8 protein-coding genes and 1 pseudogene are annotated in these 15,112 nt (G+C 70.9%); 2 read left to right on the forward strand and 7 right to left on the reverse strand.

The window, feature by feature from the left end; all coding sequences use genetic code 11:
* Positions 1 to 34: 34 nt before the first annotated feature.
* A pseudogene (locus tag IPG61_11385) lies at positions 35 to 2,627 on the reverse strand (ABC transporter permease).
* On the reverse strand, positions 2,624 to 3,316 hold the full coding sequence (locus tag IPG61_11390) for an ABC transporter ATP-binding protein (GenBank protein MBK6734672.1): 693 nt from the start codon (positions 3,314 to 3,316) through the stop codon (positions 2,624 to 2,626). Before IPG61_11390 ends, IPG61_11385 begins: the two are co-directional and overlap by 4 nt.
* Before the next feature lie 211 nt (positions 3,317 to 3,527).
* On the opposite strand from IPG61_11390, the gene IPG61_11395 reads away from it, so the two are divergent.
* A complete protein-coding gene (locus IPG61_11395) occupies positions 3,528 to 4,673 on the forward strand; it encodes a glycosyltransferase family 4 protein (GenBank protein MBK6734673.1) in 1,146 nt (381 codons plus the stop codon).
* Here IPG61_11395 and IPG61_11400 read toward each other — a convergent pair.
* From IPG61_11400 to IPG61_11420, 5 genes are all read right to left on the reverse strand, one after another.
* The gene (locus tag IPG61_11400; GenBank protein MBK6734674.1) at positions 4,657 to 6,234 is read right to left on the reverse strand and encodes an anion permease; all 1,578 of its coding nucleotides are present in this window, start codon (positions 6,232 to 6,234) and stop codon (positions 4,657 to 4,659) included. The genes IPG61_11395 and IPG61_11400 overlap by 17 nt on opposite strands.
* A gap of 1 nt (position 6,235) precedes the next feature.
* The gene (locus IPG61_11405; protein MBK6734675.1) at positions 6,236 to 6,880 is read right to left on the reverse strand and encodes a DUF47 family protein; all 645 of its coding nucleotides are present in this window, start codon (positions 6,878 to 6,880) and stop codon (positions 6,236 to 6,238) included.
* Between the two features lie 96 nt (positions 6,881 to 6,976).
* Positions 6,977 to 7,438 (reverse strand): CYTH domain-containing protein, encoded by a 462-nt coding sequence (locus IPG61_11410; protein ID MBK6734676.1) that lies wholly within the window; start codon positions 7,436 to 7,438, stop codon positions 6,977 to 6,979.
* Positions 7,439 to 7,474: 36 nt separating this feature from the next.
* Positions 7,475 to 9,022: a fused MFS/spermidine synthase gene (locus IPG61_11415; GenBank protein ID MBK6734677.1), complete on the reverse strand. Its 1,548-nt coding sequence runs from the start codon at positions 9,020 to 9,022 to the stop codon at positions 7,475 to 7,477.
* Positions 9,023 to 9,106: 84 nt separating this feature from the next.
* Complete coding sequence (locus IPG61_11420) at positions 9,107 to 11,629, reverse strand: S9 family peptidase (GenBank protein MBK6734678.1); 2,523 nt, start codon at positions 11,627 to 11,629, stop codon at positions 9,107 to 9,109.
* An 88-nt stretch (positions 11,630 to 11,717) separates the two neighbouring features.
* Between IPG61_11420 and IPG61_11425 the strand changes: the two genes are divergently transcribed.
* Positions 11,718 to 15,101, forward strand: coding sequence for a S8 family serine peptidase (locus IPG61_11425; GenBank protein ID MBK6734679.1), 3,384 nt, complete (start codon positions 11,718 to 11,720; stop codon positions 15,099 to 15,101).
* The last annotated feature ends 11 nt before the right edge of the window (positions 15,102 to 15,112 follow it).

Below are 15,112 nucleotides of genomic sequence, written 5' to 3' on the forward strand. Positions count from 1 at the left end.
CGACCGTGTATTCGACTGCCGCCTCATCTGCACCTCACAGGTCGTCCCGTGTCAGTTGTCCCGGCTGCGCCAGCCTGGCGCGCGAGGCGGGGTACATCGCCGCCAGTGCCGCGACCGACATCACCACCAGGGCCTGCACGGCCAGTTCCTGGCCCGGCCAGGCCGGGCGGATCGTCCAGCCGAACCACGTGCGGTTGATCACCAGGATTAGTAGCGCCGCCAGGCCGAGCCCGCCGAACAGGCCCAGCAGCAGCCCGAGTGCGCCCATAGCCGCGCCTTCGCCGAGGAAGAGGCCGAAGACCTGGCGGCGCGTGGCGCCGAGCGCGCGCAGCAGCGCCAGTTCGCCCGCGCGCTCATGCGCCTGGATGAGCAGCGTCACCGAGACGCCCAAGGCTGCGATCAGCAGGGCCATGCCCTGCAGCGTGCGCGTGACGGCGAAGGTCTGGTCGAAGATCGCCAGCACCTCGCTGCGCAACGTGCGGTTGCTGCGGATCACCAGCGGGCGGTCGGCAAAGGCGCGCTGCAGCGCATCGACCGTGCCTTCGACATCGCTGCCCGGTGCCAGGAACACGGCTGCATTGTTGGGCGGGGCGGCGTCGAAGCGCTCGCCCAGCACGTCCATCGACACGAAGGCGGTGCCGCCTTCGCTGGTGTAGTCGTAGGTCACGCCGCAAACGGGCAGCGCCACCGGCCCGCGCGGTCCGGCCAGCCGCAGCGTGTCGCCCACGGTCAACCCGTCCTTGCGCGACAACGGCTCGCCGATGAGCACGCCGCCCGCGCGGAGTCCCGCCACCGCCGCCTGCGGCGTGCCGGCCAGCAGCGGCAGTCGTCCGGCCATGTCGGCCTGCGGCACGCCGGGCAGCGGCCGGTCGGTCATGCGCAGTCCGTTCAGCCACACGGGGCGGCCGCCCACCGTGCCCACGCGCAGCCGCCTCTGTTCCTCCAGCGACACCACGCCGGGCCAGTCGCGCAGCGTGGCCAGGACGTCATCCTCGAGGAAGGCGTCGTTGCCGGTTCGCTGCCAGGACTCGCTGCTGATGTAGATGTCGGCGCGAATGGTCACGTCCAGCCAGGTGACCAGCGTCTCGCGGAAACTGCCCACCAGGATGGTGATGCCGAACATCATGCTGACGGTGACCGCCAGCGCGGCCACCGCGAAGCTCGTCGTCTGCAGGCGGGCCAGCAGGTTGCGCAGGCTCAGGGCCAGCCCGAATCGCGACGGGCGCGCGCCGGCGCATATCGTCCGCACGACCAGCGGCACCAGCGGCGGCAGCGCCAGCATCATCACGAAGCCGTAGACGAAGCCGCCCATGCGCAGGGAATGGCCCCAGGCCGCGAACCACAGCGTGCCCGCGGCTGCCAGGGCCGCAGCGAGGAGCGCCAGTCGCCCGGCGCCGCGCCCCGCGCCCTCGTGCAGCACCAGGGGCGACAGCAGCCGCAGCGGGTCGCGCCGCGCCAGGTCCCAGGCCGGCAACAGCGTGCCGCCGAGCGCGCCGAGAAGGCCGACCGCCGCGCCAAGGGCGATCACGGCCGGCGGCAGTACCAGCTTGTCGATGCCTTCGGTCACGTAGATGCTCGTCAACGTCGCGCTGACCGTCTGCAGGTTGTGCCGCGCGGCCAGCCAGCCGAGGGGGATGCCGAGCGCGGTGCCCAGCACGCCGAGCGCCGCCGACTCGCCCAGCACCAGCCACAGCACCTGGGCCCGGGTGGCGCCCAGCGAGCGCAGCACGCCGAACTCGCGCCGCCGGCGCACCAGCGAAGCCTGGACCGTGGTCAGCACCAGGAACACGCCCACGAACACACTGATCAGGCTGAGCGCCGTCAGGTTGAGGCGGAAGGCCGCCAGCAGGCCGGAGGCGTCCTGGCGCCGCTGCTCCGGCGTCTGCACGCGCACACCGGCGCCCAGGCGCTCCTGCAGCCGCGCCGCCACCGCAGCCGGGTCGGCGCCCTTGCGCAGCACGATGTCCACCTGCTGGATCTTCCCCGGCCGCCCGAACAGTTCCTGCGCCTGCGCGATGTCCATGACGGCCAGGCGACGCGGCGCCAGCGGTTCGAAGCGCCGGAAGTCGACCAGGGCGCCGATGACCAGCCGCACGGCGCGGCTGCCGCTGCTGACCATGACGGAGTCGCCCACGGCCCAGCCCTCGGCCGCCGCCAGTTCCGGCGTGACGGCGACCCAGCCCGGTACCGCGAGGGCTTCGCCGAGGCGACGGTTGGGATCGGATCATCCTTGGCTCGGGATCATCCCGGGCTGCCGCGGCGTCCTGCAGCGGATAACGCACCGGCGCGAAGATGTCGAAGCCGACCACGTCGAGGTTCAGGTCGGGGCGCCCGCTGACAGCGACGTTGGCGCGGATCAGCGGCCAGGCGCCGTCCACATCGGCGTCGCCCAGCACGGGCAGCAGCAGCTGCTCGTCGAGGAACGGCAGCACGCCCGTGACCGTCAGGTCGGCCTGCCCGCTGATGGCGCGCACGCTGCCGTCGAAGGCGCGCAACGAACCCTGGTTCAGCGTCTGGATGGCCACCACCGAGGCGACGCCCAGCGCCACGCCGAGCACCGTCAGTCCCAGCAGCGTGCGCGATTGACGCAGGTGCCGGGCCAGGCCGCGCCACAGGTATCCGGTCACGCGGCGGCCTCCGCCTGCAGGCGCCCGTCGACAAGGCGCAGGCTGCGGTCGGCGCGCGCCGCCAGTTCGCGCGAATGGGTGACGTAGAGGAGGGAGCCGCCTTCCTGGCGCGTGAGGTCGAGCAGCAGGTCCATCACCTCGCTGCCGGTGCGGTCGTCGAGGCTGCCGGTCGGTTCGTCGGCCAGCACCAACGCCGGCGCGCGCAACAGGGCGCGGCACAGCGCCACGCGCTGCTGCTCGCCGCCTGACAGGCGGCCCACCGGGTCGCCGGCGCGGTCGAGCAGGCCCACGCGCGCCAGCAGGCGGTCGACGCGTTCGCGCGTGCGGGCACGGTCGTCGCCGGCGATCCAGGCGGGCACCGCCACGTTCTCGCGCAGGCTGAGGTGGGGCAGCAGGTGGAAGAACTGGAAGACCAGGCCGACATGGTCGCGGCGAAGGCGCGTGCGCACTTCCTCGCCGCTGCCGGTCAGGTCGTGTCCGGCCAGCGTGACGCGGCCGCTCGTCGGCACGGCAATGCCCGCAGCCACGTGCAGCAGCGTGGACTTGCCGCTGCCGCTGCGCCCGACCAGTGACACCGCCTCGCCGCGGGCCAGGCGCAGGTCGGCACCGTCCAGGACGGTGCGCCCGGCGCTGTCCCCGTTGTCCCAGGACATTGTCACGGCTTCCAATCTCAGGATGTCGTCGGTCATCACGCCTCCCGTGGTCTCCCTGCCGCGCGCCCGCAGCTCCCTGACCCACAGGCATGGTCGCGCCGTTCGGTCGCGGCGTCCAGTGGCGACGCGCGCCGTCGGGCCCGGCGAGCGTCCGCGTTGCCCGGCCTGCGGTCCCGTGCTAGCTTCGCCTACCGGTGTCGGGTGCCTGACCCGGCCGGCCCATCCCCCAACACCGACCGGACCCGGCATGCCGCTGACCATCCTCACTGCCTGCACGAGCCGCGCCTGGGGCGGCATGGAAATGAGCCTGGTGCAGACCAGCGTGCGGCTGCGCGCGCGCGGCCATGCCGTGGTGCCGCTCTGCGCGCCCGGTTCGCCCATCGAGGAACGCCTGCGGGCCGAGGGTTTCGCGCCCGAGACGGCCGACCTGTGGGGGAAGGTCCATCCGCGGCACGCATGGCGGCTGTCGCGACTCATCGGCCGCCGGAAGATCGACCTCGTGCATTGCGACTGGTCGCGCGACCTCTTCACGCTGGTGCCGGCGCTGGCGCTGCACCGGCGGGTGCCGCTGGTGCTGCACAAGCATGTCGGCGTGCTGGCGGGCAAGCGGTTGTGGGTGCACTACGCCCTGTACCGTCGCGTCGACCACGTGATCGCCATCAGCGACGTCATCCACGGCAACTTCATCGCCATGCATCCCATCGATCCGCGCAAGGTCGTCACCATCCACAACGGCATCGACCCGGGGCGCTTTCGGCCGGATCCGGCGACACGCGTGCGGCTGCGGGCCGAACTGGGCTACACCGATGATGACCTGGTCGTGGGGATCGTCGGGCGCGTGACGCCGTCGAAGGGCCACCGTGAATTCCTCGAGATGGCGGCGCGGCTGGCCGGCACCCACCCGCGGGCACGGTTCCTGGTCGTAGGCGAGGCGACGCGCGGCGAGGAGGACGAGGGCCGGGCCATCCTCGACGGCATTGCGACCGCCGGGCTGGCGGAGCGCGTCAAGGTGACCGGCTTCCGGCCCGACGTGCCCGACCTGCTGGCCGCCATGGACGTGTTCGCGTTCCCTTCGCACAACGAGGCGTTCGGGCTGGCGCTCATCGAGGCGATGGCCACCGGCCTGCCCACCGTCTCTGCCGATTGCGACGGCGTGCTGGACATCGTCGAGGAGGGGATCACGGGCCTGATGGTGCCGCCACGCGACGGCGAGCGGCTTGCGGTCGCGACGGCCCGCCTGCTCGAAGACGCCGGTCTTCGCGCGCGGATGGGCGCTGCCGGCCGTGCACGCGTGCTGGCGCACTTCACCGCGGAACGGATGGCGAAGGACCTCGAGCGTCTCTACGCCGATGCGGTGGCCCGGCGCGGCGGTCCGGTCAGCGGGGGGCGCTGACGGGCGCGGCGGTTGTGTCCGCCGGCGCGGTTACCGGACCTGTCGCGGCCGGCTCGGGCAGCTCCTCTTCCTGGTCGGGATCGCGCTCCCTCACGCTGAACACCTGCTCGAGGTACTCCAGCTTCAGTTCGAGTTCCTTGTTGTAGAGCTTGTTCTGCTTCGAGGCCGCACGCGGGCGCCATTCCGGCGAGGCCGTCGCCAGGTCGTGGCGCAGGGCCCAGCTGCGTTCGTAGCTGCGACCGGCCAGGAACCTGATGGCCTGCATCTGACCGTCGCTGAACCAGTCCCGGTCCCGTTCCCGCGAGACGAGCGCAGGGTCGACGTGCCAGTTCCCCAGCTTCGCCCTCGCGATGACGTCGAGGATCTGCGAGTCATCGAGCCGCGTGGCCTTCTTCAGGTCGTGCTGCAGGCGTTCGCTGTTGGCGCGGTCGCGGTTCTGCAGGCGCAGCAGGCCGGGATCATCGATGCCGGTGGTGTTCAGGTCGGCGATGACGGCAGCATCGATGCGGTACGTCACATCGTGGCTCACGTGCCGGTCGAACACGTTCTCGACGACGAACAGCAGGCCGAACGACATCAGGCCGGCCAGCACCGGCGTGGCCGCCCAGCCCAGCGAGATCTCGCCCAGGACCCCGTAGCGGATGTCCTTGCCGCCCTTGAGCAGCCCGATGCCGATGATCGCCCCGATCACGGCCTGGCTGCTGCTGACGGGCACCAGCGGGAACGTGGGCAGGCCGACACTGGCCAGGACGTGCTCGAGCCCCTCGGAGGCGAAGAGGAACAGCGTGATCGAATGGGCCAGCACCACCACCAGCGCCGCCACCGGCGACAGCCGCAGGAGTCCGCCGCCGACCGTCTTCATGACGCGCTCCGAGAAGGTGAACACGCCCACGGCGATGGCCAGCCCGCCCAGCGCGAAGAGCAGCTGCGCGCCGCTGATCGTCAGGCCGAGCACGGTGAAGTCGGGGAACGGGTTGTCGGGCACGAACACGCCCATGACGTTGGCGATGTTGTTGGCGCCCAGGCTGTACGAACCGAAGGCGCCGGCGACCAGCAGGCCCACGCGCGTCCAGGCGTCGAGGGACAGGAGATGGGGGCGCCGGCGCGCGATGAACCGGCGTGCCGCCAGGTACAGGAGCGCAGCCACCGCGGCGGCCAGCAGCGGACAGGCGACCCAGGTGGTGACGATGCTGCCCAGCGACCGCGTGTCGGTCACGGTATCGGCGTAGAAATTCCAGCCGATGATGGCGCCGACGATGGCCTGCGAGGTGGAGACCGGGAGGTTCAGGCGCGTCATCCACCAGGTCGTCAACCCGGCGGCCAGGGCGACGGTGAACGCACCCGGCAGGGCGTTGACGGCGCCCAGGCGGCCCAGCGTGTGGGCTGCGCCGGCGCCGCTGATCACGGCGCCGAGGATGATGAAGACCGAGCAGACCAGGGCTGCGGTGCGGAACTTCACCATGCGCGTGCCCACGGCGGTGCCGAACACGTTCGCCGCGTCGTTGGCCCCCAGCGACCAGCCCAGGAACAGGCCGCTCGAGAGGAAGAAGATCACTTCCATCTCAGAGGCTCCGCTTGATCGCGTAGATCGCCAGGCGATCGGCGACTTCCTTCGCCTTGTCGGAGACCTTCTCCAGGTTCAGCGCGAAGTAGCGCAGGTGGACCTTGTGGGCCAGCTCCATGTCGCTGGCGAAGATGCTCCGCTTCAAGGCATCGCTGATGGCGTCGGCCTCGTGCTCGTAGTGGGCCACCTTGAACAGGTGGTCCTTGATGGCCTCGGGGTCGCGGAAGAAGGTGCGGGCGGCGATGACCAGCGCCTGCATCGCCTCGTTGCTGGCATCGACGAGGCGCGCGAAGCCGGGCGCATACTGGGCCGGGATCACCGGTCGCTCCACCGAGAACTGGAACAGGCCGGTCTTGGCCGTGTCGATGATCGTGTCGGTGGTCTCGAGCAGTCCCAGCACATCGCCCCTGTGCTCGGGAATGAGCGAGTGACGGTACAGATGCACCTCGACGGCCTTGCTCAGGTCGTCGGCCTTGTGCTCGAGGTCGCTGATGGTCTTGATGCGGCTCTCGAACTGCTCGAGATCGCCATCGAGATAGGCGTGGACACCGGCGCGGAACACGAGCCCGCCTTCAGCCACCGCATCGAGGAAGCCCTCGATCTGGCTCGTCAGGACCTGCGTGGACTTGTTGAACAGCGGCATGAGGCGTCTCCCCGGCGGTTCGCGACCAGGTCCGAAAACGGTCGGTCAACAATACCAGCTTGCAGGAGTCAGGCAAGGGCGCTCTGGGATCGGGCGCTACCAGTCGGCGAAGGGCCGGGCGACGAGGCTGCTGTTGGCGTAGCGGTGGTCGCCGGTGATCTCGGCGCCGACCCAGTCCGGCAGGGTCACGGGCTGGTCGGCCGCCGCCAGTTCGACCTCGGCCACGACCAGGCCCTGGTTGCGGCCGTGGAACTCGTCCACTTCCCAGGTGAGCCCGTCGCAGGCCACGCGGTAGCGGGTCTTGTCCAGGAGCGGCTGTTCGCAGAGGGCCAGCAGTTCGACGGCGTCGGCAACGGGGATGGCGTACTCGTACTCGGCCCGGGTGGCGCCCGCCGCCGGGCCCTTGATCGTCAGGCGCGCCGCCTCGCCTTCGAGGCGCACGCGTACCACCCGCTGCGGGTCCGTGCTGAGATAGCCCTGGCGCAGCCGCGCGCCGGGGCCGCCCGTCCGGTAACCGGCGCCCGTGACCAGGAACCTGCGTTCGATCTCGCGTCCCACTGCGGTCCTCCCTGACTCGAAGCGGCTGCCCGCGGCTCAGGACCCGTGCGCGCCCGCCGGCCGCACCTTCCGCGCCAGCAGTTCCCAGTCGACCATGTGCTCGACCGGCGCCCAGTCGTCGGTCAGCGGGCGCGCTGCGGTGACGGGCGCCACGCCGAATCCGCGGTTCACCTGCTCGGCCAGCGGTCCCATCACATCGCCGTAGTCGGCCGCCGGCAGGTCGAACGCCACCGCCTGCTCGGAGGCCAGCACGATGTAGTCGTTCGAGCCGGGCACCCGCATGCGATAGACGTGGGCGTACTCGGCCTGCAGCGAGGCGCAGATTCCCGTGAGCAGCGGCGCATCGTCGCGGGCAGAGGAGACGTTCATCGCCACCAGCCCGCCTTCGGTCAACCTGGCCTTCAGCTCGCGGAAGAACTCGCGCGTCGACAGGTGGAACGGCACGTAGATCTGGTTCGTGTACGCGTCGACCACCACGACGTCGTACTTGTCGCGCGACTTGGCGGCAAAGATGCGGCCGTCCTGCGCGAAAACGCGCGTTGCAGGGCCCAGCGCGAAGTACTCGCGCGCGATGCGGATCACCTCGGGATCGATCTCGACCCCGTCCACGCGCAGCCCGGGGTGGAAGTACCCGTACTGGTTGGCGATGATGCCGCCGCCGAGCCCGATCACCAGCGCACTGCCGGCCGGCCGGTCCAGCAGCATCGGCAGCAGCGCGTAGTAGTCGTAGTAGAGGCCGGTGAGGGGGCCGGCGCGGTTGGCCACCGTCTGGAAGCCGAGCGCGTCGTTGTAGGTCAGGTGGCGCATGGGCCCGCGGTCGAAGACCTCGATGTACTGGTAGGCCGAGTCGGTGGCGTAGACCAGGCCTGGCGTCTCGCGCACGGCGGGCAGCGGCACGATCAACGTCGCGGCCATGAGGCCGCCCGCCGCGCCGGCCAGGCGGGGGCGCAGGCCCAGCGCCGCCACGGCCAGCAGGAGTCCGGCGAAGATCAGGATCGTCTTGGCGGTGCCCAGAAGGGGAATGAACACCAGCACGGGCAGGAACGTTCCGAGCACGCTGCCGATGGTCGAGATGCCGAAGATGCGCCCCGCCGAGGCGCCCACCTGGCCCTGCCGCGACAGTTCCCGCACCAGGAAAGGGCTGGTCATGCCCATCACGACGATGGGCGGCGCGAAGAGTACCAGGATGCCCAGCAGCGAGCCGACGAACACGAACGAGAACGACGAGTCCAGCCCGGTCAGCGCGCCCGCCAGCCCCCGCAACAGCGGCACACCGAAGAACGGCATCGCCAGGAGCCAGGCGCAGGCCCCCAGCAGCAGCTTGAGCAGGGGCGCCAGGTCGCCCTTCCGGTCGGCCAGCCGCCCGCCGACCATGTAGCCGATCGACAGCGCGATCATGATCACGCCGATGATGTTGGTCCAGACGTAGGTCGACGTACCGAACACCGGCGCCACCAGGCGCGAGGCGCTCAGTTCGACCGCCATGATCGACATGCCCGAACAGAACGAGAGCACGTAAGGATACCAGGGAGCGCGCGTGGGGCGCGGCCCGGCTGCGTGTGCGGATTCCCCGATCGGCGACATCTTTCCGTCCCTTCCGGCTGCGCGGTTCGCCCCAAAACGGTGTGACGGGAGCCGTCCTGTCAAGGGCCGGCTCCCGCCAGGGGCCTAGCGGCCGCCGCCGGCTTTGTCGTCGCCGTACAGTTCGTCCCACCACGCCGGCTGGCCCTTCAGCTGCCGGTCGAACCAGGCGATGATGGTCTCCATCCAGACGACACGCTGCGGGTAGTTCAGGATCCAGTGGTTCTGTCCGTCCACGCGGATGAACTCGACCGGCTTGCCCAGCACCCGCAGCGCCGCGTACATCTGCTCGCTCTCGCCCACCGGCACGTTGGTGTCGGCGGCCCCGTGCAGCAGAAGCAGCGGCGTGGTGATGCGGTCGGCATGGAAGAGGGGGCTCTGCCCGACGTACAGGTCGGGCCGGTTCCAGGGGTAGCTGCCGGACGTGGCCACGCTGCTGTAGTCGACGCCCCACCAGCCCTCGCCCCAGTAGCTGGTCAGCGCGCTGATTCCCGCGTGGGAGATGGCGGCGGCGAAGAGGTCGGTCTTCGTCGCCAGCATCATCGTCATGAAGCCGCCGTAGCTGGCGCCGATGCAGCCGACGCGGTCGCGGTCCACGAACGGGTGCGCGTCGAGGAACTTCCCGGTGCCCTCGATGATCTCGTCGGCCGTGGTCAGGCCCCAGTCGTTCACGTGGCGCGACGAGAATTCCTGCCCGAAGCCCGTGGCCCCGCTCGGCTGCAGCACGTAGACAACGTAGCCGTGCGCAGCCCAGAGGTTCTTCGGGTAGCGCCCGCCGTACTCGCGCGAGACGGGCGAGGTGCCGCCGTAGTAGAAGACGATGCATGGCCAGCTGCGGCTCGTCCCGGGCGTGTACTCGGGCGGGTAGTAGACGTCGCCGAGGATGCGCGTGCCGCTTGCGCTCGTGAAGTCCCACGTCTCGTGGCGGCCCAGTTGCACGTCGGCCAGCTCGTTGGCTGCCGGCTCGGCCACCAGCGCCGGCCGCGCGCCCTTGCGGGCCAGGTCGAGGGTGTAGACGCGCTCGGGGCGCATCGAGTCCTCGCCGTACCAGGCCAGGCGCGAGCCGTCTGCCGAGAGCACGAGGCTGCCGACGGCCTCCACCTGCGTGGCCAGCGCCGCCCAGGCGCGCTTCGCGGGATCCCAGGCGTACAGGCCCACGGCCGTGGTGTCGGTCGCCGTCGCGAAGAGGCGGCCCGCACGCGGCGACCAGGCGAAGTCGCCGATCGCGGGCGCGAAGTCGCGGGTGATGGGGTCCACCTTGCCCGTGGCGCGGTCGAGCGTGAAGAGCTGGCCGTCGTAGTCGTTCGGGATGCGCCCGTCCGGCAGGTTGCGGCCCACGCCGTCGAACGCCGACGGACCCGCCCGCAGCACCAGCGTGCCGGTGCCCGGGCCGTAGCGCGCGCCCACGCCGCGCGGCACCGACACCACCTTCACGGCCGCCAGCGTGTTCAGTTCGAGTTCGTACAGCTCATCCTCGTTGAAGGGGAACTTCGCGTCGTCGCGCATCGTGCGCGTGAACAGCAGCTTGCTGCCGTCGGCGCTCGCGTCCTGGACCTCGCACGACCAGCGGCCGGCGGTCAACCGGCGCGTCACCCCGTCGGCCACGGTGACCAGGTGCAGTGAGCCCACGCTGCGCGCGCCGGCCCAGCGGTCGGTCAGCCCGCGCAGGCGCTTGAAGCCCTCGGGGTCCTTGCCGCGCTCCTCGTCCAGCGTGTAGACGATGGCCCGGCCGCCGGGCAGCCAGCGGTGCCCGCCGAAGTGCTCCACGTCGCGCAGCAGCGCGCGCGCCGGCCCGCCCGCCAGGTCATCGAGCCACAGCGTGGACTTGCCGTCGCGCTGCGTGACATAGCTGCAGCGCTGGCCGCTGGCGCCCCAGGTGAACGAACCGGCATGATCGCCGCGGATCGTGCGCACCAGGGCGCCGTCGGCGGCGCGCCTGATCTCGACCCATGTCTCGCCCGAGTCGCTCGGCACCTCGGGCCGCCGCAGCGTGATCGCGACCAGTTCGCCGGTGGCCGACAGCTGGACGCCGGACACCGCCTGCGTGTCCAGGTAGTCGCGGATGCGGACGGGGTGTTCCGGCGTGGTGAGCGCACCGAGGGTCGCGACAGCGGTCGGGTCGCCGGCCTCCAACGAGGCACCCAGCGTCCAGGCGGCCTGTGACTCCGGGTTGCTCAGCGTGTACACGACCAGCGCGTGCTTGCCCTGGGTCAGCTTCAGGTCGGCCGTCACCTCGGCGGCGCTGGAATCGGCCCGTGCGCGATCGACCAGCTTCTGTCCGTCCAGCCAGGCCGAGAACGGCTGCGTGCCGCGGATCGTCAGCTTGCCGCCGGTGAATGCCGTCGAGGTGAGGTAGGTCGCTGCCACGGCCCAGCGCGGGTCCGCGCCGCTCGCCGCCGGCAGGGTGAGGCTGCCCCCGGGCGCGGCCGTCACGGTCCAGGCGGCCGCATCGCCGCCGGGCAGTTCCAGGCGCTGGCCGGCGCGCGGCCACAGCCGGGCCGGGTCCAGGGGCGGCTGCGCCAGCAGCTGCGCCGGGCCGACCGGGTGGGCGGGGTCGTCGGCGGCCAGCGCGGGCAGCGGCGCGGGGCCGTACGTCGATTGACCAATCACTTTCAAATCGCTACGCTCACGTGGTGCGCCTCCGGCGTGCCGTGCCAAACCGTATCGGTCATGAATCCGGAACCGATGGAGGACAACGATGCCCTGCCGCAGGCTGCGCCCGGCGCGAATCACCGCGTTCGTCGTGATGTTGACCGTACTCGGATTCCTGGCTCCGGCTGCTTCGGCACTGACCGCCGGCCAGGCCACGGTACCCGGCGAGATCATCCTGAAGTTCAGGCCGGGAGCGGCGGCGGCCAAGCGGTCGGCCGTGCTGGCGGATCTCGGCGCCGAGGTCAAGGCCGAACTCACGTTCACGGGCGCGCTCCTGCTGCGCCTGCCCGACGACAAGGTCGCCACGGCCGTCGCGCGTTATGCCGCCGACGCGGACATCGCCTACATCGAGCCGAACTATGTCTGGCAGGCCGACGTCGTGCCCAACGACCCGTCGTTCGGGAAGCTGTGGGGGCTGTCCAACGACGGTCGCGATGGCGGCACCATCGATGCCGACATCGACGCGCCCGAAGCCTGGGACCAGGGCACCGGCTCGGCGGATGTCGTCGTGGCGATCATCGACACGGGCATCGATCCGCTGCATCCCGACCTGGCCGCCAACATGTGGACCAACCCCGGCGAGATCGCCGGCAACGGGCTCGATGACGACACCAACGGCTACATCGACGACGTGTTCGGCTACGATTTTGTCGGCAACGACGCGCAGCCGGTCGACGACCACGGGCACGGCACGCATTGCGCGGGCACGATCGGCGCCGTCGGCAACAACGGGGTCGGCGTTGCCGGCGTGAACTGGCGCGTGAAGCTGATGGCGGTCAAGTTCCTCGACGCCGGCGGCTACGGCACGACGGACGCCGCCGTGGCCTCGGTGGGCTATGCCGTGCGCATGGGCGCGGACATCCTGAGCAACAGTTGGGGAGGCGGGCCCTGGTCGCAGGCCCTGCTCGACGCCATCAGCCAGGCCGGCGAGGCCGGCGTGCTTTTCGTCGCTGCTGCCGGGAACACAGCCTACAACAACGACGGTTACCCCCACTACCCGGCGAGCTACGCGCTCGACAACATCATTGCGGTCGCGGCAACCGACAACGACGACCAGTTGGCCTACTTCTCATGCTGGGGAGCGACCAGCGTCGATATTGCCGCGCCCGGTGTTTCCATCTACAGCACGTTCCCGGACGGCGGCTACGGATACATGGACGGCACCTCGATGGCCTGTCCCCACGTGTCCGGCGCCCTGGCGCTCATCCTGGCGCGCTTTCCGGGAATCCCGGCCGCATCGGCGCGCCTGCTGGTGTTCAATTCCGCCGACCCCCTGCCGCAGCTGTCGGGCCTCATGGCAACAGGCGCCCGGCTGAACGTGTTCCGTGCGATGGCCGGGGTCGACACCATTCCGCCGGCGCCGATCGTCGACATGGCGGTGACGGCCACCGCAGGGCAGTGGGTCGAACTCGCGTGGACAGCCACCGGTGACGACGGGAGCATCGGCACGCCGACGGCGCACGAGATCCGCTTCGCCACCTTCCCGCTCGATGCACTCAACTTCGACACCGGGACGCGCGTCACCGGCCTGCCACGGCCGTTGCCGGCCGGTGCTCCGGAGACGGTCCGTGTCGGCGGCCTCGCCTTCGACACGACCTACTGGTTCGCCGTGTCGGCGCGCGACGAATACGGGCTGTTCGCCCCGGTCACCGCGTCGGTGACCGCCACCACGGGCGGGCCGCCCGTCATGTCGGTGGAGCCGGGTTCCGTGTCGGCATCGCTGCTGCCCGGCGCCAGGGCGATCCGCACCGTGACGATCGCCAACAGCGGTCCGACAGAGCTGGCCTGGACCGCTGCCGTGAGCGCCGCCACCGGCCTCTCGGCGTGGGAATGGCCGGCAGTGACGGCACCGGCGTCGCTGCCGACGGTGGACCGGGACCGGGATGTCGCGCAGTTGTCATCGTCGCCGGTCGCGACGCCGGCACTGTCGACGCAGCTGCTGGACCTGGACGGTGTCCGGATCCTGTGGGATACCGCGCATGGCCAGTACCCGGTCGACTACTACTGGGTGCAGCTGGCCGGGGAACTGCGCGCGCGGGGCGCCGAGGTCTTCGACAGCGAGGCCGCCTGGACGCCGCAGTTGCTGGCCGATGTCGACATCGTCTGGCTGACCGATATCTGGATCGCGACCTCGCCGGCGGAACAGTCGACACTGGCAGGCTGGCTGGCCGCCGGCGGCAACCTCCTGATCGAGAGCGACAGCTCGGGCCCCGATCTCAATCCGGTGCTCACGGCCGTGGGGGCCGGCATCAGCTACGGCGGGTATGGCTCCCCGGGAGTGATCCGGGACATCGTTCCCCACCCCGCCACCGCTGAAGTGTCGGCAATCCGGCTGGCGTACCCGGAGACCGGATTCGACCTGGTCGCGCCGCCGGCCGGTGTGCTGGCCCGCGACGCCCAACAGGAGCCCGTCCTGGCCTGGAGCCGCGTGGGCCGCGGCCGCATCGTGGCCCTGACCGATGAGATGTTCGCCGACGGTTTCCTCGGTGCGAACGACAATCACCTGCTGGGCCACCGCGTCATCGACTGGCTGGCGACCGGCACCTGGCTCACGCTGGATCCCGCGGCGGGCGTGGTGCCGCCGGGCGCCACGGCGGGACTCGACGTCATCTTCGACGCCGAACGGTTCTGCAACCTGGACGCCTCCGGGCTCGTGGCCATCGAGGGCAACGATCCGCTCCATCCCGCGACGATGGTCACCGCCACGCTGGACGTCGGCGGCGGCACGGATATCGCGGTCTCGCCGATGCCCCTGGACTTCGGATTTCGGTACCTGACGACCGTCATGGTCGACTCGGTGCTGGTCAGCAACGGGGGCTGCGATCGGCTGGAGGTCAGTGGCGCCGCCATCGACCACCCCGAGTTCACGCTGGGCGACGGGGGACCGTTCGCGCTCGAGCCGGGTTCCTCGCGCCACCTGGTCGTCACCTGGGGCACGGAAACTGTCGGTGCCGTTGCCGCCACGCTCAACATCTCGAGCAACGACCCGGACGAGCCGGTGCTGGCGGTCGGCATCGTCGGCACTGGGGCAGAGCCGCCCATCATCTCGGTACTGCCCGATTCGCTCTCCGCAGCGGCGCCTGCCGGGGAGACCGTGACTCGAACGCTGACCATCACCAACAGCGGCCTGGGTGCACTCGAGTGGCGGGCTGACGCTCGCGCGCTGCACACGCCGCTGACCATGACGCTGGCGCCGCGCGCGGCTGGGGCCCTGCCCCTGCCGAACCGCCGGGAACCGCCAACGCCGGCCGGCACCACCGATGCCGACGCCGCCGACTCGAACCCGCGCACAGCCGAGCTGGAGGATCTCACCGGCACGCGCATCCTCTGGACGCTGGCGCACGAGAACTACAGCACCGAGTACTGGGCGGTCCTGGTCGGCGACCTGCGGGAGCGGGGCGCGGAGGTTGTCGAGACGGAGCGCCGCTGACCGCAGCGCTG

Source organism: bacterium, from assembly GCA_016703265.1.
In the GTDB taxonomy this organism is placed as follows: domain Bacteria; phylum Krumholzibacteriota; class Krumholzibacteriia; order LZORAL124-64-63; family LZORAL124-64-63; genus CAINDZ01.

Excerpts from the sequence above, each read along its gene's own strand:
- IPG61_11390 (MBK6734672.1), bottom strand. The coding sequence starts at position 3,316 with ATGACCGACGACATCCTGAGATTGGAAGCCGTGACAATGTCCTGGGAC.
- IPG61_11395 (MBK6734673.1), top strand. The coding sequence starts at position 3,528 with ATGCCGCTGACCATCCTCACTGCCTGCACGAGCCGCGCCTGGGGCGGC.
- IPG61_11400 (MBK6734674.1), bottom strand. The coding sequence starts at position 6,234 with ATGGAAGTGATCTTCTTCCTCTCGAGCGGCCTGTTCCTGGGCTGGTCG.
- IPG61_11405 (MBK6734675.1), bottom strand. The coding sequence starts at position 6,880 with ATGCCGCTGTTCAACAAGTCCACGCAGGTCCTGACGAGCCAGATCGAG.
- IPG61_11415 (MBK6734677.1), bottom strand. The coding sequence starts at position 9,022 with ATGTCGCCGATCGGGGAATCCGCACACGCAGCCGGGCCGCGCCCCACG.
- IPG61_11425 (MBK6734679.1), top strand. The coding sequence starts at position 11,718 with ATGCCCTGCCGCAGGCTGCGCCCGGCGCGAATCACCGCGTTCGTCGTG.